Annotated in this window: 16 protein-coding genes and 1 pseudogene; 13 read left to right on the forward strand and 4 right to left on the reverse strand. The window is 72.3% G+C overall.

The genetic code is table 11. The features are described 5' to 3' along the window. The first annotated feature begins 51 nt into the window (after positions 1 to 51). The 8 genes and pseudogenes from AC07AB_RS06630 to AC07AB_RS06665 all read left to right on the forward strand — a co-directional run bounded on the left by AC07AB_RS06630 (position 52) and on the right by AC07AB_RS06665 (position 8,008). Positions 52 to 1,272: an adenosylhomocysteinase gene (locus tag AC07AB_RS06630; RefSeq protein ID WP_478561047.1), complete on the forward strand. Its 1,221-nt coding sequence runs from the start codon at positions 52 to 54 to the stop codon at positions 1,270 to 1,272. Continuing rightward, positions 1,269 to 2,414: an NAD(P)-dependent oxidoreductase gene (locus AC07AB_RS06635; RefSeq protein WP_478561050.1), complete on the forward strand. Its 1,146-nt coding sequence runs from the start codon at positions 1,269 to 1,271 to the stop codon at positions 2,412 to 2,414. The genes AC07AB_RS06630 and AC07AB_RS06635 overlap by 4 nt, the downstream gene beginning before the upstream one ends. After that, positions 2,411 to 3,394 carry a 2-hydroxyacid dehydrogenase gene (locus AC07AB_RS06640; protein ID WP_478561053.1) on the forward strand — a complete coding sequence of 328 codons (984 nt, stop codon included), beginning with the start codon at positions 2,411 to 2,413 and terminating at the stop codon, positions 3,392 to 3,394. The genes AC07AB_RS06635 and AC07AB_RS06640 overlap by 4 nt, the downstream gene beginning before the upstream one ends. Beyond that, positions 3,394 to 5,154 carry a carbamoyltransferase family protein gene (locus tag AC07AB_RS06645; RefSeq protein WP_478561056.1) on the forward strand — a complete coding sequence of 587 codons (1,761 nt, stop codon included), beginning with the start codon at positions 3,394 to 3,396 and terminating at the stop codon, positions 5,152 to 5,154. The genes AC07AB_RS06640 and AC07AB_RS06645 overlap by 1 nt, the downstream gene beginning before the upstream one ends. A gap of 135 nt (positions 5,155 to 5,289) precedes the next feature. Continuing rightward, a complete protein-coding gene (locus tag AC07AB_RS06650; protein WP_478561059.1) occupies positions 5,290 to 5,727 on the forward strand; it encodes an NUDIX hydrolase in 438 nt (145 codons plus the stop codon). A gap of 133 nt (positions 5,728 to 5,860) precedes the next feature. Next, positions 5,861 to 5,959, forward strand: a pseudogene (locus tag AC07AB_RS06655) (adenosylhomocysteinase); the annotation flags it as partial. A gap of 106 nt (positions 5,960 to 6,065) precedes the next feature. Beyond that, entirely contained in the window at positions 6,066 to 7,355 is a 1,290-nt protein-coding gene (locus AC07AB_RS06660) for a cytochrome P450 (protein WP_478561062.1), read from the forward strand. Beyond that, positions 7,352 to 8,008, forward strand: a complete 657-nt coding sequence (locus AC07AB_RS06665; protein ID WP_478561065.1) for a histidine phosphatase family protein — start codon at positions 7,352 to 7,354, stop codon at positions 8,006 to 8,008. The genes AC07AB_RS06660 and AC07AB_RS06665 overlap by 4 nt, the downstream gene beginning before the upstream one ends. A gap of 342 nt (positions 8,009 to 8,350) precedes the next feature. On the opposite strand, the gene AC07AB_RS06670 is transcribed toward AC07AB_RS06665, so the two are convergent. Beyond that, positions 8,351 to 9,910, reverse strand: coding sequence for an MDR family MFS transporter (locus AC07AB_RS06670; protein ID WP_478561068.1), 1,560 nt, complete (start codon positions 9,908 to 9,910; stop codon positions 8,351 to 8,353). Between the two features lie 327 nt (positions 9,911 to 10,237). Between AC07AB_RS06670 and AC07AB_RS06675 the strand changes: the two genes are divergently transcribed. The 4 genes from AC07AB_RS06675 to AC07AB_RS06690 all read left to right on the forward strand — a co-directional run bounded on the left by AC07AB_RS06675 (position 10,238) and on the right by AC07AB_RS06690 (position 14,278). Next, positions 10,238 to 11,407, forward strand: coding sequence for a helix-turn-helix domain-containing protein (locus tag AC07AB_RS06675; RefSeq protein WP_478561071.1), 1,170 nt, complete (start codon positions 10,238 to 10,240; stop codon positions 11,405 to 11,407). Positions 11,408 to 11,878: 471 nt separating this feature from the next. After that, positions 11,879 to 13,048, forward strand: coding sequence for a helix-turn-helix domain-containing protein (locus AC07AB_RS06680; RefSeq protein WP_478561074.1), 1,170 nt, complete (start codon positions 11,879 to 11,881; stop codon positions 13,046 to 13,048). Positions 13,049 to 13,572: 524 nt separating this feature from the next. After that, positions 13,573 to 13,887, forward strand: coding sequence for a DUF7848 domain-containing protein (locus AC07AB_RS06685; RefSeq protein WP_478561077.1), 315 nt, complete (start codon positions 13,573 to 13,575; stop codon positions 13,885 to 13,887). A gap of 226 nt (positions 13,888 to 14,113) precedes the next feature. Further along, a complete protein-coding gene (locus AC07AB_RS06690; RefSeq protein ID WP_478561080.1) occupies positions 14,114 to 14,278 on the forward strand; it encodes a hypothetical protein in 165 nt (54 codons plus the stop codon). Between the two features lie 90 nt (positions 14,279 to 14,368). Here the strand turns inward: AC07AB_RS06690 and AC07AB_RS06695 are convergent, their stop codons facing one another. Beyond that, complete coding sequence (locus tag AC07AB_RS06695; protein ID WP_478561083.1) at positions 14,369 to 14,974, reverse strand: AAA family ATPase; 606 nt, start codon at positions 14,972 to 14,974, stop codon at positions 14,369 to 14,371. A 223-nt stretch (positions 14,975 to 15,197) separates the two neighbouring features. Between AC07AB_RS06695 and AC07AB_RS06700 the strand changes: the two genes are divergently transcribed. Beyond that, on the forward strand, positions 15,198 to 16,040 hold the full coding sequence (locus AC07AB_RS06700; protein WP_478561086.1) for a fumarylacetoacetate hydrolase family protein: 843 nt from the start codon (positions 15,198 to 15,200) through the stop codon (positions 16,038 to 16,040). Positions 16,041 to 16,263: 223 nt separating this feature from the next. Here AC07AB_RS06700 and AC07AB_RS06705 read toward each other — a convergent pair whose 3' ends face one another. Next, positions 16,264 to 16,986 (reverse strand): class I SAM-dependent methyltransferase, encoded by a 723-nt coding sequence (locus AC07AB_RS06705; RefSeq protein WP_478561089.1) that lies wholly within the window; start codon positions 16,984 to 16,986, stop codon positions 16,264 to 16,266. Between the two features lie 214 nt (positions 16,987 to 17,200). Then, entirely contained in the window at positions 17,201 to 19,639 is a 2,439-nt protein-coding gene (locus AC07AB_RS06710; RefSeq protein ID WP_478561092.1) for a SpoIIE family protein phosphatase, read from the reverse strand. Between the last annotated feature and the right edge of the window lie 28 nt (positions 19,640 to 19,667).

Below are 19,667 nucleotides of genomic sequence, written 5' to 3' on the forward strand. Positions count from 1 at the left end.
TTCGGGCGCCGGGGTGCGCCCCGGCGCCCGGGAAGAGGAGAGAGCACAGACATGGCCGTAGCCCCACCCGAGGAGGCGGTGGCCGATCACCCGGCCACCGCGGTACGGACCCAGGCCGCCGACCGCGCGCGGATCAAGCTGGCCTGGCGGCAGATGCCGGTGCTGGCCGGACTCCGCCGCAGGTTCCGGCCGGAGAAGCCGCTGCGTGACGTCCGTATCGCCGCGGCCCTGCACGTCAGCCCCGAGAGCGCCCATCTCCTGGTCGCCCTCAAGGACGCCGGGGCGCACGTCCTGCTGCATCCGTCGAACCCCAGGACCGTGGACGCGGGCGCGGTGGCCGAGCTGGAGAGGCACCGTACGATCCGGGTCCTCACGCCCGACCCCGCGGCCGGACCCGACCACCTGGCCGGGCGACTCGCCGAATTCCGCCCGCAGTTGCTCATCGACAATGCGGCGCTCCTCGTCGCCTGCGGCGAACGGCCCGAGGCGGCGCGCGAGCTGGTCGGCGCCACCGTGCACTCGCGCAGCGGCACGCAGACCGTGAAGGCCCTGGCCGCGGCGGGCTCGCCGCTCACGGTCCCCGTGCTGTCGCTGGTGGACAACCCGCTCAAGAACGCGATCGAGACGCCCATGGGCACCGGGCAGTCCACCGCCGCCGCGGTCATCGGGGCCACCGGCATGCAGCTCAGCGGCAAGCACGTGACGATCATCGGGTACGGGACGGCGGGCCGGGGCATCGCCTCCTATGTGTCGGCGCTCCGGGCCCGGGTGACGGTGGTGGACGTCTCGGCCGTGGCCTGTCTGCGGGCGGCCGCCGCCGGTCATGGGATCGACTCGCTGACCAACGCCCTGAGCAGCGCCGATGTCGTCATCGTGGCCACCGGCACGCACGGCGTCATCGGCGGCCACGACCTGGATCTGCTGCGGGACGGCGTGGTGCTCGGCAACATCGGGCACTACCCGGACGCCGTCGACGTGCCCGCGCTGGCCGCCGCGGCGAAGAAGGTGCTGCCGGTCTCTACGGGCCTCGACGAATACCAACTGCCGGACAAATCCGTGTACTTGCTCGGCGGCGGGGTGCAGTTCAACCACGTCTGCGGAGGCGGCAACGCCAGCGAGATGATGGACCTCTCGCTCTCGCTGCACGCCCTGTGCGCCGTACGGCTGTGGGAGCGGCGCGGCAGCCTGCCGCCGGGCCTGTCCGTCGCCCCCGAGGAACTCACGGAGGACGTGGCCCGCGCCAAGCTCAGGGCGTTGGGACACGTCGGATGACCGGCACCGCCCCCATGCCCGTACTGCGTTCCCTGGAACGGGACTTCGGGCAGCGGCGCCCCCTCGCCGGCCGCAAGGTGGCCGCCGCCCTCAACGTCACCGACGAGGCGGCGCGGCTCGTGCGGGTCCTCCTCGCGGGCGGTGCCCGCGTCGTCGTGGTGTCGTCCAAGTCCACCACCTTCGACCCGGAGGCGGGCCGCGAGATGACCGCTCTCGGCGCGCGGGTGCTGGACACCCCGCTACAGGAGTCCAGCTCCGGCGCCCGGTGCGTACTCGAATTCGCCCCGGACCTGGTCGTCGACAACGGCGAACTGGCCCTGCTGTGGAGCCGTACGGACGGGGCGACGCCGGTGCTCGGCGGGACGGCGCACTCACGGAACGCGGTGAAGAAGGTCGCCGAGGCGGGCGGCGCGCTGCCGTTCCCGCTGTTCTCCGTCGCCGCCTCGGCCCTCAAGTCCGCGGTCGAGACGGCGCACGGCACGGGGCAGGCCGCGCTCCTCGGCGTACTCGGCGCCGGGGTCCAGCTCGCGGGCAAGAGCGTGCTGGTGGTCGGCTACGGGGTCACCGGGCGCGCGGTCGCCGACTACGCCCGGGGGTGCCACTGCCGCGTCGAGGTCGCCGAGGTCTCACCGGTGGCCGCGCTGCGGGCGGTCTACGAGGGCCACCGGCTGGTGCCGCTGGACCGGGCGCTGCCCGCGGCCGATGTCGTCATCACCGTCACCGACGCGCGGCGGGTGCTCTCCCTGGAGCGGCTGCGCGCCCTCAAGGACGGCGCGGTGCTCGGCGGGATCGGGCACTCCGCCGAGGAGATCGACCGGGCCGCCCTCGCCACGGCCGCCACCATCCGTAGGGTCGCGCCCGGACGGATCGACTACGTCCTGGACGGCAAGCGGCTCACCCTCCTGGAGGGGCCCGGCGGCAACCACGTCTACGCGGGGATCAACCCGCCGGAGATGATGGACATCTCCCTGGCCCTGCACGCCCTGTGCCTGACCCACCTCGCGGCGCGGCCCGCGCCGCGAGACGGTCCGCCGCCGCGGCTGCTGCCGGTGCCCGCCGAGGTCGAGGCGGAAGTGGCCCGGCGCAAGCTCGCCGCGCTCGGCCACGAGTGGCGGCCGGAACCGGATGGGGAGGCGCTGTGAACGTCCTCGTGCGCGGCGCCGTCAGCGCGCTCGGCCGGCGGGTCATCACCGCCGAACTGAGGCCGCCACGCTTCCACTTGGAATTCTCCGACGCGCACGACACGGACCGGGAGGCCAAGTTCGGCCGGTGCGATGTCATCGTCGTGGACCAAGAGCCTCTGGACAAGGCCGACTTCGCGCTCCTGCACCGGGTCCGCCTGGTGCAGCGCCTGGGGCGCGGACAGTACGACATCTCCGGAGAACTGGCCGCCGCCCAGGCGCACAACGTGCCGGTGGCGCACAACAAATCCGGTTTCGCCGCGGCGGCCACCGCCGAACACACCGTCATGGCGGCGCTCGCGCTGCTGCGCCGGCTGCCCGACGCCGATACGTTCGTACGCTCCGGGGAGTGGCACGCCTCCAACCGGTTCGACGCGGCCACCCGGCAGCTGGGCGGCGCGTCGGTGGCGCTGGTGGGCATGGGCCGGATCGGCACGGCCACGGCCCGGCTACTGTCGGCCTTCGGCGCCGAAGTCGGCTACTTCTCCCGCACCCGGCTCGCCTGCGGGCGGGAGCGCGAACTCGACGTCCACTACCAGCCGTTGGAGAGGCTTCTGCCCGCCGCCGACGTGGTGAGCCTGCATGTGCGGGCCGACGCCGCCGACTACCGTTTCGGCGCGGCGGAGTTCGCGCTCATGCGCCCGGGCGGCTACTTCGTCAACACCTCGCGCGGCGGCCTCGTCGACGAGACCGCCCTGACCGCGGCGCTGCGCTCCGGCCGCCTCGCCGGGGCCGCGCTCGACGTGTTCGCCGCCGAGCCCCTGGGCCCCGGCTCGCCGCTCGGCGGCGCCCCGAATCTGCTCCTGACACCCCATATCGCCGGTCGCACCCGGGAGGTAGCCGAAATGTACTTCCGCTCCGCCTGCGCCAACATCGTCCGCCTGGAGGAAGGGCAACCGCTGCGGGACCTCGTCGAACCCATGGCGCGGGGTGCTCGCTGATGCTCGTCCTGGGAATCAACTTCGGCTTCCACGACCCCTCCGCGGCTCTGCTGGAGGACGGCGGGCTGCTGGCCATGGCCGAACAGGAGCGGTTCAGCCGCCGCAAGCGAGCCCGGCTGGAGATGCCGATCGAGGCCGTACGGTCCTGTCTGCGGCAGGCCGGTGCGCGCGCCGCCGACGTCGGGGCCATCGCCACCGGCTGGGACATCGGCCGCTTCGAACCGGCGCTGCCGGCCGCGCCCTACCTGGAGCTGGACAACGCCCTGCCCGCCGAGTTCGACCGCCCGCTGCGGCCGAAGGCGGTGCCGGTGGCCCACCACCTGTCGCACGCGGCCAGCGCCCTGTGGTCCAGCGGCTTCGACGAGGCGGCCATCGTGGTGGTGGACGGGCAGGGCGAGCGGGAGTCCAGCTCGATCGCGTACGGCGACGGGGACGGCATCCGGACGCTGGCGAGCTACCCGGTCAACGCGTCCCTCGGGCACTTCTACCGGGCGGCCACCCAGTACGCGGGCCTGGAGACCGCGGGCTCCCGGGGCGAGGGCAAGCTGATGGGGCTCGCCGCGTACGGCCGGGCGCGGGAGCCGATGCCACTGGTCACCGAGGACGGCGGCCCCGCGATGGCGCCGGAGCTGCGGGTCGAGCACACCGCGGACACCCGTACCGAGATGCGTGAGGCGCTGCTGTCCTGGTGGCGGCGGACCACGTTCCCGTATCTGGACGGGCAGCGCGCGGAGCAGATGGTGTACGCGAACTTCGCGGCCTCCGCGCAGGCCGCCCTGGAGGAGGCGCTGCTCGGCCTCGCCCGGCACGCCCGCGAGGCGACGCGCAGCGGGCGGCTCGTGGTGGCCGGGGGCGTCGCGCAGAACTGCTCGGCCAACGCCCGGCTCGCCGCCAGCGGGCTCTTCGACGAGTACTACTTCCTGCCCGTCGCCCACGACCCCGGCGTCAGCCTCGGCGCCGCGCTGCACGTCGCCCATGCCCACGCCCGTACGACGGGCGGGGCGTTCTCGCCCACCCGCATCGACCACGCCTACTGGGGGCCGGGCCCCGACGACGCGCAGACCGCCGAGGCGCTGCGGGCGGACGGGCTGCACGTGGTGCGGGTGCCGGAGGCCGAGCTGATCGGCCATGTCGCGACCGCCATGACCGAGGGCCGGATCGTCGGCTGGTGCTCGGGGCGCGCGGAGATCGGGCCGCGGGCGCTCGGCGCGCGCAGCGTGCTCGCCGACCCCAGGAGCCGGGAGATCGTCTCCCGGCTCAACCGGATCAAGGGGCGCGAGATCTGGCGCCCGCTCGCGCCGAGCGTCCTGTCCGAGCGGTTCGACGCCTACTTCGACACCCCGCACCGCTCCCCGTTCATGAACGTGTCGGCGACCGTACGGCCCGAGGCGCGGTCCCGGATACCGGCCGTCGTGCACGTCGACGGCACGGCGCGCCCGCAGTCCGTGGAGCGGGAGCACAGCCCCCGGTACTGGTCGCTGATCCGCCGCTTCGAGGAGCTGACGGGGGTGCCGGTGGTGCTCAACACCTCGTTCAACCTGGCGGGCGAGCCCATCGTGAACACCCCCGCGGACGCGGTCCGCACCTTCCTCGGCAGCGGACTCGACCTGCTGGTGCTCGGCCCGTGGCTGGCCGCGCGGGACCCGTCGCTGCTGCCAGGTGGGCCCGCCGGGGTGCTCGGGGCGGCCGGGACTGCGGGGGTGGAGGGGGCGGCAGAGGCGGCCGGACCCAAGGTGGATCATGCCCCGCTCGGTGGGTAGGGGCGGGGCGGCCCGTACGGGCACGGGAGCTCGTACGGGCACGGGAGCTCGTACGGGCACGGGAGCTCGTACGGGCGCGGGCACTGAGGTCCGTACGGGCGCGAGCCCCGGAGTCCGTACGGGCGCTGGTGCCCCTTGATCGCCGCCGTCTGGATCCTGCTGCTGCGCGACGGCCACGTCCTGCTCTCCCGGCGGCGCGGCACCGGCTACCGGGACGGCTGGCTCAGCTTGGTCGGCGGGCACCTGGAGGACGACGAGAGCGTGCGGCGCGGCGCCGTCCGGGAGACCCGTGAGGAGGTCGGCCTGGCGGTGCCGCCGGAGTCCGTGGACGTCGTCTCGGTCGTGCACCGGCAGGCCGACGGCAGCCGGGTCGACTTCTTCACCGCGTGCCGGAACTGGGCGGGCACCCCCGTCAACGCCGAGCCCGGCAAGTGCTCCGAGCTGCTGTGGAGCCCGGTGCGCGACCTGCCCTCCGACGTCGTGCCGTATATGCGCACCGCCGTCGACAACTACCGCACGGGGGTCTGGTTCGAGAGCCTGGACTGGCCGGAGCCACCCCCGCATACTTCCTGACTCCACGTCAACAACCACTTCGTTCCGCTGATTTGTCGCGAGAGGAAAACAACCGATGACCGCCGAGCGGCTGCACCACCTCAACGGCCTGGACTTCGCCGTGGCCGACGTGTCACCGGCCGGGTTCGGCCGGTCGCTGGGCGGCGAGTTGACGGAACTGACGGATGATCAGGCCGAGTACATCGGCGTCCCGGTCAGAGGCCCGTACAAACCGGAGCACTACCGCTACTGAACCGCGCGGGCACGCTCCTGAGCAGCACAGGCTCGCTCCTGAACAGCGCGGGCACGCTCCGACCGAACCGGGCGGGCACGCCCCAGGCCGAACCGAGGTGGGCAGGATGCACGGGAACGGACAGTCGGGGCACGGGACCGACTTCGACTTCGGTTCGGCCGAGTACGGGCAGCGGTGGCCGGAGATCTACCGCGAGCTGCGGGAACGCTGCCCGGTGGCCCGCTCCGAGCGGCACGGCGGATTCTGGGTGGTCTCCAGCGAGGAGACCGTCGCCGCCGTGGCCGGCGACGACGCCACGTACTCCTCCGACCACGACCCCACCGGGGAACGCGGCGGCTTCCGGGGCGTCGGCGTGCCCTTCTCCTCCGGGACCCGCAGCATCCCGCAGGAGGTGGACCCGCCGGAGTTCTTCCGCTACCGGCGGCTGCTGAGCCCGCGGTTCTCGCACACCGCGTGCGAGGTGTGGCGGCCCTGGCTGACCGGCCTCACCACGGCGCTGCTGGACGAGCGGATCGAGTCCGGGCGGATCGATCTCGTCGGCGATCTCGGGTTCCCGCTGCCCGCCTGCTTCGTGGTCGCCTGGCTCGGGCTGCCCGCCGAGGACTGGCGGGAGCTGACCCATCCCTTCCACACGCTGGTCTCCAGCGCTCCGGGCAGCGCGGAGCACACCGAGGCCGGGCGGCTGCTGGGCGAGGTACTCGCTCTGCTCCGGAACGTGGTGGCGGACCGCCGCCGGTCGCCGCGCGCCGATCTGATCAGCTATCTGACCGCCGAGGACGCGGGCCTCACCGACGAAGAGGCCGTCAGCGTCTGCCAGTTGCTGTTCTTCGGCGGCGCGGACAGCACCACCGCGCTGCTCGGCCGGAGCCTGGAGTGGCTGGCCCGCCACCCGCGCGAACGCCACCGGATCACCGGAGAGCCGACGCTGCTGGACAGCGCGACCGAAGAGTTCCTGCGCTACTTCTCCCCCATCCACTTCAACGCCCGTACGGTGACCCGCGACACCGAGCTGAACGGCTGCCCGCTGCGGACCGGCGACCGGGTGCTGATCTCCTGGGCGGCGGCCAACCACGACCCCGCGGCCGTGGACTCCCCCGAACTGCTGCGCGTCGACCGGGCGGCGGGCCGGCACCTCGCGTTCGGTGCGGGCATCCACCGCTGCCTGGGGGCGCACTTCGCCCGGCTGATGTTCCAGACCATGCTCAGCGCCGTACTGGAGCGGCTGCCGGACTACGAGGTGATCGGGTCGCAGGCCGTCGACTATCCGTCGGTGGGGCAGGTCAACGGGTTCGCGGCGCTGCCCGCGACGTTCACGAAGGGCGAGCGGCGGGGTCCGGGCCTGGCGGCCGCGCTCGCGGCGATCCCCGGCGTACCCGTCGCGGGGAACGGCAGTTGAGGCAGGAAGCCACCGAACTCCTCCTGGTGCGCCACGGCGAGTCGGTGAGCAGCCGTACGGGCACGGTCGGCGGCCTGGTGGGCTGCGGAGGACTCACGGAGACCGGCCGGGAGCAGGTGCGCCGACTGGCCCGGCGGCTGCGCGAGGACCACGCCCGCCGCCCCGTCGACGCCCTGTACACCTCGCCGCTGCGCCGGGCCCGGGAGAGCGCCCGTATCGTCTCGGCGGCCCTCGGGCTGCCCCCGGTCACCGAACCCGGCCTGCGCGAGGCGGACTGCGGCGCGGGCGACGGACGCCCCTGGCGGGAGGTGGTCGACGCCTTCGGCGGTACGCCCGTACTCAGCCCCGACCGGCCGCTGGCGCCGGGCGGCGAGAGCTGGGGCGCGTACCTGGCACGGGTACGGGCCGCGGTGGACCGGCTCCTGGACCGGCACGCGGGGCAGCGAGTGCTGGTCGTGGGGCACGGCGAGACGATCACGGCGGTCAGCCAGCTCCTGCTCGACCTGCCGGCCGGGGTACGGGCGCACACCTCGTTCACGTCGGGCCCGGCCTGTCTGACGCACTGGGCGCGGCGGCCGCTGCCGTGGCCGCCGCCGGGGGGTCGGCTGGGGTGGACGCTGCTGTGTCACAACGATGTGAGCCACCTGAGCTGACGGGGGGCGGGACCTATAGGTCGGCCAGGTATGCCCTTCGGCATGGCCGGACTCGCCCCGGACTCGCCCTGGAAGAATCCGCCGGCCGGATCACTGGTCCGTGCGAGTGACTCTTCGTCGTAGGCGACCGGCCCCGGCCTCGGGATGTCGGGATGCGCCGCGCAGTAGGCGACCGGTCCGGCCTCGGGGCGTCGGGATGCGCCGCGTAGCAGGCGACCGGCCCCGGCCTCAAGGTGTCGGATGCGCCGCCCGGGAGAGAACCGCCGCCGCGGGAGCGTTGGCGCGTGGCTGTTCCCGGCTCCCTGAGCCCGATGGCCGACCCGGGTCGGGCATGGACCGAGCTCAGTGGGGCGGCGGCGCGGGGGCCTCCGCCGCCGGGGCCGGTTCTCGTGCGGCGTCCCGGTCGGCCGGCCGATCGTCCTCGCCGCCGCTGTAGCGGCCGGGCAGGAACAGCCCGACGACGACAGCGGCGGCGCAGACCACCACGCCCGCCCAGAACGCCTCACCGAAGGCATGGGCGAGGGGCGCGGCCAGGCTCGGGTCATCGGCGACGCTGGGGGTGCCGGTGGCGCCGGGGATCGCGGCGGCGATGCGGTTCTGGAAGAGCAGGGCGAGGCCGCCGGTGCCGATGGCGCCGCCGAGTTGCAGGAGCACGTACAGCGCGCTGGTGGCCCGCGCCGCCACCGCCTCACCGATGGCCTGATAGGCCGCGCCGAGCGCGGGGCCGAAGGTCGCGCCGGTGCCGACGCCCCGGACGAACAGCCAGAAGGCGAGCCACCCTTGGCCGGTCCCCGCGGCGATCTGGGTATAGGCGAAGGTGCCGATGCCCGCCAGGGCCATGCCGAAGGGGACGACGCCGCGCGCGCCGAAGCGGTCGGTGAGCCGGCCGACGAACGGCAGGATGAGCGCCGCGCCCAGCCCTTGGGGGGCGACCATCAGCCCGGCGTGCACGGGGCCCTCGCCGCGCACGATCTGGTCGTACAGGGGGATCATGAACAGCCCGCTGTTGACGGTGAAGCCGAGCATGAACAGCATGACCGTGCACCGGGCGAACTTGCCGTTCGCGAACAGCCTCAGGTCGATCAGCGGTACGCCCTTGGTGCGCAGGGCGTGCCCGGCGTAGCCGAGCAGCAGCAGCGCCCCGAGGACGACCGGCACCACCACGGTCGCCGAACCGGGCCGAGCACCGGTGCCGGCTCGGGAGAGCCCGTAGACGAGGAGCCCGAGCCCCGGGGAGAGCAGGGCGAAGCCCAGCGAGTCGAAGCCGCCGCCGGTGGTCCGGTCGGCGGGCCGGTCCTTGGGCAGGACACGCCGGGCCAGCAGCAGGGCGGCGGCCCCGATCGGGAGGTTGAGGAAGAACAGCCAGCGCCAGCCCGCCAGTTCCATGACGGAGCCGCCGATCACCGGCCCGAAGACCGGGGCCAGCATCATCGGAATCTGCACCAGGCTCATCACCCGGCCCACCCGCCGCGGCCCGGCCGTCCGGGCGATCATCGTCTGCGCGACCGGTTCGATCAGGCCGCCAGCGAAGCCCTGCACGATACGGAAGACGATGAGGCTCGACGCGGACCAGGCGAGGCCGGACAGCGCGGAGGCGACGAGGAAGAGGGCGAGCGTGGCCATCCACATCCGCCGGCCGCCGAACCGGTCGACGGCCCACCCGGACAGCGGAATGGCCACGGCCATGGCCAGCATGTACCCGGCGCCGATCCACTGGATGGTCGACAGCGGCGAGTGGAGGTGCTCCCCGATCCTGTCCATGCCGACGCTGACGATCGTGGTGTCCAGCAGGGCGAGGAACGCACCGAGGATGAGCAGCCCACAGGCCAGGCCCGCGCGCCGGTCCATCCGGTCGGGTCCGGACCCCGCCGAGGTACTGGGATCGCCGCTCGCTGCCATCATGGGAGATGTCCTCCGATCATCGGCCGGGTACGAAAAGTGCTCGCCCAACAGTAGTGTTCACTACACGAATTGATTGCCAATCAGAGAACTCCGCCGACGCCTGCGGCACGGGCCGGGCCGACGAGAATTCGCCGCCACAACGCGGGGGCGACGACCTCGGCCCTTTGCCCTCGCGGGCGACCGAACAGCGGCCGACGCCGGCCGCTCTCCCCTGACGCCGTCGCGTCCCCGCACCAGTGCGGGGCCTGCTCGCGTCACCGGCGGATCAATTGCCACTGCGGGCCGCGAACGCAACGGCAGCGCATACCGCGGCGCTAGCCTGGCGGTATGGGATCTGCTGGAGAACGCCTCAAGACAACTCGCAAATTGCGGGATCTGACGCAGAGCGATCTGGCCCGCGCGTCGGGAGTCTCAAAATCGGTGATCACGAAGCTTGAGCAAGGGGAGCGGGAGGGCGCCCGCCTGGAAACCTGGCGCAAGCTGGCCCACGCGCTGCGGGTGCCGACGATGCACCTCGCCGGGGACCATGACGGGAGCGGAGCGGACCCGGAGACAGAGGACCGATGGGCAGCCGTACGTGCCGCCCTCGCCGCCCCGCCGGTCGCCGCCGAGGGGGACGAGGATCTGCCCACCGTCAGGGGGGTTGCGGACGCGCTGACGGCGGCGCAGCCGCTGTTCGCAGGCGACGCGTTCGGCGCGTTGGCGGTAATCGCCCCGGCCTTGGTACGCGACGCCGACGCGCTTGGCCCGGAGGGGCGGGCGGTGCGCGTGCGGACGCTCCAGCTCGTTGGGTGGCTGCTGACGCAGACGCGCCAGTTCGCGGCGGCGGAGACGGCCCTGACGCGCGCCTTGGACGATGCGGGGGACCGCCTACAGGCGGCGGCAACCGTCAACACGCTGTGCTGGCTGCGGCTGAGGCAGGGGAAGTTGAGCGAGGCCCGCGAGCTGGCGATGCACTGGGCCGACGAGACCGAACCTCGGATGTCCCGCGCGACACCCGCCGAACTCAGTACGTGGGGGTGGCTGCTGCTGCGCGTATCGGCGGCGGCGGTACGCGACAACGCGCCCGGTGAGGCCGAGGACGCGCTACGGCTCGCACGCTCGGCGGCGGTGGCGATCGGACGGGAGTACGCCCCGGAGAACGATCATCTGCGCACCTTCGGGCCCGTGACGGTCGCGTTGAAGCGGGCCGAGAATGCCGCTGTGGTTGACCGTCCGGACGTGGTCCTACGTCTCGCCGAGCGGGTGCCGACGGGCGGACTGCGACCGACCAGCAACAATCGCAACCGCCATTACCTGGATGTAGCCGACGCGTACGCCAAAACCCGCGACTACAGCAAGGCAGTCGAGCGGCTGTGGGCAATCCGTGACAGCTCGCCCGAGTGGCTTCCCCAGCAACGATTCGCCCGCGACATCATGGAACGGCTGGTCAAGGGCCGCCGCACGCTCACCCCTGAGATGCGCGAGCTGGCCAGGGTGGTCGGCCTGGCTCTGTGATTACGCGGGGTACTTATCGTTCACAGGAGGAACGCACCGAGGATGAGCAGCCCACAGGCCAGGCCCGCGCGCCGGTCCATCCGGTCGGGTCCGGACCCCGCCGAGATACTGGGATCGCCGCTCGCTGCCATCATGGGAGATGTCCTCCGATCATCGGCCGGGTACGAAAAGTGCTCGCCCAACAGTAGTGGTCACTACACGAATTGATTGCCGATCAGAGAACTCCGCCGACGCCTGCGGCACGGGCCGGGACGACGAGAATTCGCCGCCACAACGCGGGGACGGCGACCTCGGCCCTTTGCCCTCGCGGGCGACCGAACAACGGCCGACGCCGGCCGAAGGCGGCCGCTCTCCCCTGACACCAGCACGCCCCCGCACCAGTGCGGGGCCTGCTCGCCTCACCGGCGGACCAATTGCCACTGCGGGCCGCGAACGCAACGGCAGCACATACCGCGGCGCTAGCCTGGCGGTATGGCATCTGCTGGAGAACGCCTCAAGACAACTCGCAAATTGCGGGATCTGACGCAGAGCGATCTGGCCCGCGCGTCGGGAGTCTCAAAATCGGTGATCACAAAACTGGAACAGGGCGAGAGGCCCCATGCCCGGCTGGAGACATGGCGCAAGTTGGCCGCAGCGCTACGGGTGCCGACGATGCGTCTGGCGGGGGAACCCGGTGAGGAGGGAGCCGACCCTGTGACGGATGACCGGTGGGCTGCCGTGCGCACCGCACTCGCTGCTCCACCGACGCTCGAAGGCGACATGGTCGAACCTCCGACGGTAGGAGGCGTGGCGGACGCCCTGCGGGCCGCACAGGCACTCGTTGCCGAGGACGCGTTCGCCGAGCTGGCGCGGATCACGCCCGCCCTGGTTCGCGATGCTGACGCCCTCGGGCCCGAGGGCCGGGGTGTGCGCATGCGGACCATGCAACTCACCGGGTTCCTGATGGTGGCCAACCGTCAGTTCGAGGCGGCGGAGACAGCCCTGGAGCGGGCCATGGCCGACTCGGCTGACCGGCTGGAGGCCGCGGCGACCGTCAACACCATGTGCTGGCTGCGGACGAGGCGGGGACAGCTGGAGGAAGCCCACGAACTGGCCGTGCGGTGGGCCGATGAGACAGAGCCACGCATGTCGAGGGCGACGCCGGATGAGCTCAGCGCGTGGGGGGACATGATGCTCTGGGTGTCTGCCGCCGCCGTTCGGAACAACTCCCCGGCCGAGGCGTCCGATGCGATGAGGCTCGCGCGCGCCGCAGCCACCGCTATGGGACGTGAACAGCGCCCGTCGAGCGATGCGTTGAGGTCCTTCGGACCCGTGACGGTAGCAATGAAAACGGTCGAGAATGCCGCCGTTCTCGACCGACCGGACAAGGTGCTGACGCTCGCCGAACGAGTACCGCTCGCAGGGCTGCGGAAGACGTGGGCCAACCGCAACCGCCACATGTTGGACTTGGCCGACGCGCATGCCAAGACTCGCCAATATGGGCTAGCTGTCGAACGGTTGAAGCAAATCCAGCACGATGCTCCGCAATGGCTGCCGCAGCAGAGGTACGCGCGGGATGTGCTCGGCAGGGTCGTACGAGGCCGCCGCACGCTCACCCCTGAGATGCGCGAGCTGGCCGGGGTGGTCGGCCTGGCCCTGTGATTACGCGGGGTACTTATCGCTCACAGATTGTGAAAGTGCCACAGACATCAGGGCCTCTCCCTGCCAGCGTGACAGGTCACGCTACTTGGAGAGGCCCTCGCGATGCCCAGAGACGCCATTGCGTCGACATCCCCCGCGCCCTGTGACGCCGACCTGGTTGTGACCTTGCTCCGCATCGGCGGCGCAAGGTCGATGGCCCCGGGGGAATGGCCGTTGCCGTCGGAGTGCGAAAGGACGCGGACGATACAGGCGCGTGTGCTGCGCGGACTGATGCGGCTCAAGTGGCAATGCTCATGAGGAGCAAGGCGCGCGAGGCGCCGTCTCACCGGGTGGCCGAGCGGAGCGTCAACGACACGCTCCCGGGGGCCGCCGGGGACTCGTACGGGCCGCGCGGCGAGCCGGCCATTCCCTTCGGTTCCCCCGCGTTCCCGCCGTGCCGGTGCACCAAGTGCCGCGCCGGACGCGGGAAGCCGGACACAGCTGTTCGTCTGAACCTCAAAGGGGACCGAAGAGAGGGGGACTTCATGGGCAGTCGTACTTTTCGGTACGTGCTCCACACGATCGAGCTGGACCCGTTCACCCACACGGAATTCTCCGTCACCTGCGTATCCGGAGACGACATCGAATGCGGCTGGGAATCCGCCATCGGCATTGACCCGGAGACGGCCGTCGAATGGATGCGCAAACACGCCCAGGCGACCGGGCACAAGCGCTTCCGCCGGAACTTCGGCGACTACGTGACGCTGGAGCCGCCGAAGGAACACGAAGGGCGGCTGATCAAAGGCGAGGTGGAGTCTCGACCGGCGTCGCGAGGGCCGACGAACGGCGATGCCACATGACCGGTGGCAGGATCTTCAGCGCACTGTTCGTCGGAGCCATAGGAACCGCCCTCGTACTGCTGGTGAAGCTCGTAGCCGCCGGCAGTTGACCTACGACGCGCGCGATCGCGAACCGACGGGTCCGCACCATACGCAGGCCCAAGAACCTGTCAACACGCTGAATGGCGCGCACCATCCCCCCATGTACGGGCCGAGGCAGAGCCTCGGCAGCCAGAGAGGCTATGGCGTGACGGCGAAGAACTCCCCCACCTGTGACTACTGCCGGTCCCTGACGAAGAAGCTCGCCGAGGCAGAGCGGGAGCGCGACCCCAGTGCGGCCCTGGACTGCCGCGTACTCCTGACGCGGCACCGAGCCCAAGGGCACCCGGTATCGCCACAGGCGAATCCGTGACGGCAACTCGCCGTACATAGACGGCATTTGGACACCCACCCAGGCCGTGTGATCACGAGGCCCGCCCCCCATCGGCGAGGACTCGTCCCCTCAGACCAGCCCGGCGGCCAGCCGCTCCCCCACCGTGCCCCAGGGCCTGGCGTCGAGCACCGGCAGGCCGAGTGCCGCCGCCTGCTCCGCGAGTACGTCGCCGTAACGGGCGCTGACCCGCGCCCGGTGCGACTGCGACCCCTCCTCGGGTTCGCGCTCGCGGTAGTTGCGTACGAGCTGGTCGACGTCGCTCTCGCGCACGAACGCCGCGCGCACCTCCCCGGGGCGCGCCTCGACGCCCGCGAACGAACGCTGGGCGGCCAGCGCGGGCAGCAGGTAGTCACCTTCGATGACGACGGGGACGCGGGTGCGCAGGTGGTTGGCGATGACCGCCTCCACGGCCGGGCGCACGGCGGCGCAGATCGCCAGCTGGAGTTCGACGACCCGCTCGACGGACAGGTCGGCGTCCTGGGGGTGGGTGTTCCAGTGGTGCAGGGCGGGCTGCTGCTCGGGGGTGGTCATGGCCTGTACGGCCTCGACGATGTCGTCCACCTCCACGACCGGCACCCCGTGCCGTTGGGCCAGTGGATAGCCGAGCCGCGTCTTCCCGCTCCCCGACGCCCCGCCCAGGAGCATCACCTGCCAGCCCAGCCCGTTCCCGTCCACCCCTGACCTCGCCTTCCCTCGTCTCTCACCTGCGGCCTCACCGTACCGAGCGCCCCGGTCGGGGCGCGCACCAGGCCGGACCGATATCGGGGCCGGACGAGCCTCCCGTCCGCCCCTTGACGTCAGCGGCGCCCCGGAGCGAGTATCGCCCTAATCATCATGATGATTGACGATCCGGCGGGCGGTCAGCTCGCCGCACACCCAGCCCTCAAGGAGCCGTCCCGTGCGTATCGCCAACCTCTCCGGCCGTCTCGTCCTGCTGCACGAGGGGAAGGCCGTCGACGTGGAGCGGGCCGGTGGCGGTCGGTTCGCCGCCGATCCCCAGGCCGTGTACGGCCGTTGGGAGGAGTTCCGCGACTGGGCCGCGACGGCGAACCTCACCGGCGGCTCCTCCTTCTCACCCCGCGACCTGGGCTCCCCCGTGCCCGCCCCTCGGCAGGTGCTGGCCATCGGCCTCAACTACCGTGACCACGCCGCCGAGTCGGGGTTCGGGGCACCCGACGGGCTGCCGCCCGTCTTCACCAAGTTCGCCACCAGCATCTCCGGCCCCGTCACCGACGTGGCGCTGCCCCCGGACGGCCACACGGACTGGGAGGTGGAGCTGGTCGCCGTCATCGGCCGCGAAGCCCGCCACGTCGCCGAGGCCGACGCCTGGAGCCATGTCGCGGGGCTGACGGCCGGTCAGGACATTTCCGAGCGGGTCATCCAACTCGCCGGTCCCGCACCGCAGTTCAGCCTCGGAAAGTCCTACCCTGGCTTCGCTCCGCTCGGGCCCTCGCTGGTCACCACCGATGAGTTCGACAACCCCGACGACCTCGAACTGCGCTGCTCCGTCAACGGCGAAGAGGTCCAGAAGGGCCACACCCGCGACCTCATCTTCTCCGTTCCCGCCCTCGTCTCCCGGCTGTCCGCCGTCCTGCCGCTGCTGCCCGGGGACATCATCTTCACCGGCACCCCCGCCGGAGTCGGCCTCGGCCGCACCCCCCAGCGGTGGCTGGCACCCGGTGACGAACTCGTCACCACGATCGAGGGCATCGGCGAGCTGCGTCAGCGCTTCACGGGCTGAGGCAAGCCGCCACGCGGACCGCCCCGGCACCCGCCGGGGCGGCTGGGCCCGCGCCGGTACGGACCCCGAGCCCGTACACCCGCACTGACCCCACGCCCGTACGGGACCCCAGCCCGTACGGGCGTACAGGCCCGCGCCCCCGTACGAACCCCAGCCCGTACGCCCCCACAAGCCCCGCGCCCGTACAAGTCCCGCCGCCCCGCCCCCGGCGAAAACCAGCGCCTCACTCCCTGCCGCGCACCACGAACCACTCCGCCGGCAGGTCGATGCGGGTGCCGTCCTGGTGGAACTCCGTCTGGGCCAGGGTCGTGCCGCCCTGGGCGAGGATCTCCAGCCCCGCCCCCTCCAGCAGGTCCGACACCTCGCGGTCCTCGGCCTCGGCCGGGCGCAGCCCGTGCGAGAGGACCGCTTCCAGCTTCGGCGGGGGGCCGCCCGGGGCCTGGGCCACCTCGCTGATCACCGCCCGGGAGGCCCGGGTCAGTTCGACGACGAAGGCGCGCCCGCGGCGTCCGATCAGGGCGGCGACGGCCGCGGCGACCGGCGCCCGGTCCTGGGGGTCGCTCTGGTGGATCACCGCGCGCATATAGACGTCCACGTCGCCCAGCCGTTCGCTCAGCTCCCGTACCGCCGCCGCGTCCACCAGGTTGAGCTGCTCGAACTCGGCCACCTGGGACCGGTCCGCGCGCCGGGCGTGTTCGACCGCCGCGTGCGAGAGGTCCACTCCGACGGCGCGGGCGTAGCGGGTGGCCAGATAGCGGGTCTGGGTGCCGCTGCCGCAGCCGAGGTCGACGATCGGCAGGGAACGGTCCGTGTGCGGCTCCAGCAGCGCCAGGTGCGGCACCGCGCTGAGCGCCGGCTCCGCGTCCCACATCGCCTCGCCGGGAGCGTCGGAGACATCGCTCCAGTAGCTCTCCCAGGCGTCTCTGTACCGGTCCGACACGCTCATGGCCGCACTCCCCAGGTCCGATTGGTCCGATGGGCCGCCGGGCCCGGCAGGCGCGACGAACCGTCAGGATCTTGAGTACCGCCGCGGTACGGGCCCGGGCAAGGGGCTGGAGCCTTCTTTCACCTGGTGTTCCGACTTTCGCCCGGCGCTCGGGCGTTCACCCGCTGTCCGGTCTCTCACCCGCTGTCCGGTCTTTCACCTGCTGTTCGGTCTCTCACCGGCGACCGGTCGTCGTACCGCGCCCCAGCGACTGCTCGAACCACACCGTCTTCCCCCGCGCCAGCCGGCTCGTCCCCCACTCCCGCGCCAGGCCGCTCACCACGTGCAGCCCGCGCCCGAACTCGTCGTCGCGGCCCGCGGTCAGCAGCGCCGGGAGGCTCTGGTCGTCGTCGGTGACCTCGCACAGCAGCGCGTCGCTGCGGACCAGCCGGAGGCCGATCCGCGGGGCGTGCGCGTACTGCTGGGCGTTGGTGACGACCTCGCTGACGAGCAGTTCGGCGGTTTCGACGGCCTCGTCGAGGCCCCACGCGCGCAGTTGATCGCGGACGAGCCGGCGGGCGCGGCCCACCTCGCGCGGGTCGGTGCCCAGCTCCCATTCGGCGACGTCGCCGGGCGGGATGCCGTTGAGCCGGGCCATCAGCAGCGCCACATCGTCCTTGCGCCCGCCGCGCGTGTTCAGGGCGCGGATGATGGTGTCGCAGGCGTCGTCCATGGAGGCCGCCGGGTGGGCGGCCGACTCGCACAGGGCGGCAAGGCCGTCCCCGATGTCCGCGCCGCGCACCTCGACCAGGCCGTCCGTGCACAGCACGAGCCGGTCGCCGGGCGCGACGCGCACCTTCGCCGTCTCGAAGGGCACCCCGCCGACGCCGATGGGCGCGCCGGTCGGCAGCTCCAGCAGTTCGCTGCGGCCGTCCGCCGCCCATACGAGCACGGGCGGGATGTGGCCCGCGTTGGAGATGAGCAGTTCGGAGCGGATGGGGTCGTAGACGGCGTACAGGCAGGTGGCGAGGTAGTGCTCGCCGAGCCGCTGCGCGAGATCGTCGAGGTTGCGCAGCAGTTGGGCGGGCGGCAGGTCGAGCGCCGCCATGGTCTGCACGGCGGTGCGCAACTGGCCCATCATCGCGGCCGAGTTGAGGCCGTGCCCCATCACGTCGCCGACGACGAAGGCGGTGCGCGAGCCGGACAGCTTGATGCTGTCGAACCAGTCGCCGCCCACCCGGCCGAGCAGCGTGCCCGGCAGATAGCGGGTGGCGGCGTCGCAGCCCGCCATGCGCGGGGCGACCTGCGGCAGCATGGACTCCTGGAGCGTCTCCGCCACGTTCTCCTGGTAGGTGTACATACGGGCGTTGTCGAGTACGAGCCCGGCGCGGGCGGCGAGTTCGGCGCCGGTCGTACGGTCCATGTCGTTGAACGTCTCGCGCCCGTCGCGGCGCATCAGCACCATGAACCCGAGCACCACATTGCGCGCCTTGAGCGGTACGACCAGCATCGACCGGCCGGTGATGAGGGGGCGCAGGTCCCGCTTCTCGAACCGTTCGGAGATCCGGTTGCCCAACTCCTCGCTGATGTGCGGGATCAGCACCGGGTTTCCGGTGACCATGCACTGGAAGAACGGGGTGTCGGCGGGGAAGGCGATGGCCTCGCCGACCGGGACGGTGTCGTCCCAGCGGCCCGGCTCGTCGTTGTGCTCGACCCAGACGCGGTGCCAGACGGTGGTGACGTCGGGCGGCCCGTCGGGGAACCCCTCACCCGCGAGGACCGCCGCTCGCAGGTGGGTGCCGGCGAAGTCGGTGAAGCGGGGCACGGCGGCGCTGGTGACCTCGCGGATCGTGCGGGCCAGGTCCAGGGAGCTGCCGATGCGGCCGCTGACCTCGTTGAGGAATTCCAGGCGTTCGCGGACCGCCGCGTATTCGAGGTCGAGTTCGTCGGCGGGGTCGACGGGGCCCGCGGCCGCCGGGGAGCCGAGCGCGCCGCCGCCCTGGCCCTGGTCGCGGGCGAGGCGGCGCCGCCGGCGCTCGACGTACTTGGGCATGCCCCAGTCCGGGGTGACCGGCACCCGCTCCTGCTGGCTTATCTCCAGTACGGGGTAGCCGAGTTCGAGGACCTGGGAGACGATGCGGCTGCTCGCGGCGGGGCCCATGTTGGGCAGGATGTCGGGGAGCCGCTCGGCGAGCTGCCGCGCGCCCTCGAAGTCCGTGTGCAGGCCGAAGCCCGGCGCGACGCGCTCGTGTTCGGTGCTGTGCAACTGGGCGGCGTCCGCGGCCAGTACGAGCAGCCGCTCGGTCCCCGGCCCGACCAGCGGGTAGGCCCACCAGACGACGTCCGCGGGCCCGTGCCCGGTGTCGGTCATGCGGGCGCGGCCGGACGTGGGGTAGGCCGTCTCGCCGCCCAGTGAGGCGTCGAGGTCCTGCCCCAGGCCGTCGTACGCGTCGGGGTCCGACCAGTCGATGTCGGAGAACGCGCCCGCCACGGGCAGCAGATCGACGGCGGCGCGGCCGACCGCCTCCTCGCGGCTGTGGCCGAAGAGCTTGCGCGCGCCCGTGCTCCAGTGCGTCACCAGCCGTGCGGAGTCCACGACGATCACCGCGAGCGGGATCCGCCCGGGCACGTCTGCCGCCGTCTCGAAGGCGGAGCCTGTCGCGGTGCGGTCCATGGGCGGTTGCTCCTTCGTACACGTACGC

It is taken from the genome of Streptomyces sp. NPDC044033 (assembly GCF_056434425.1).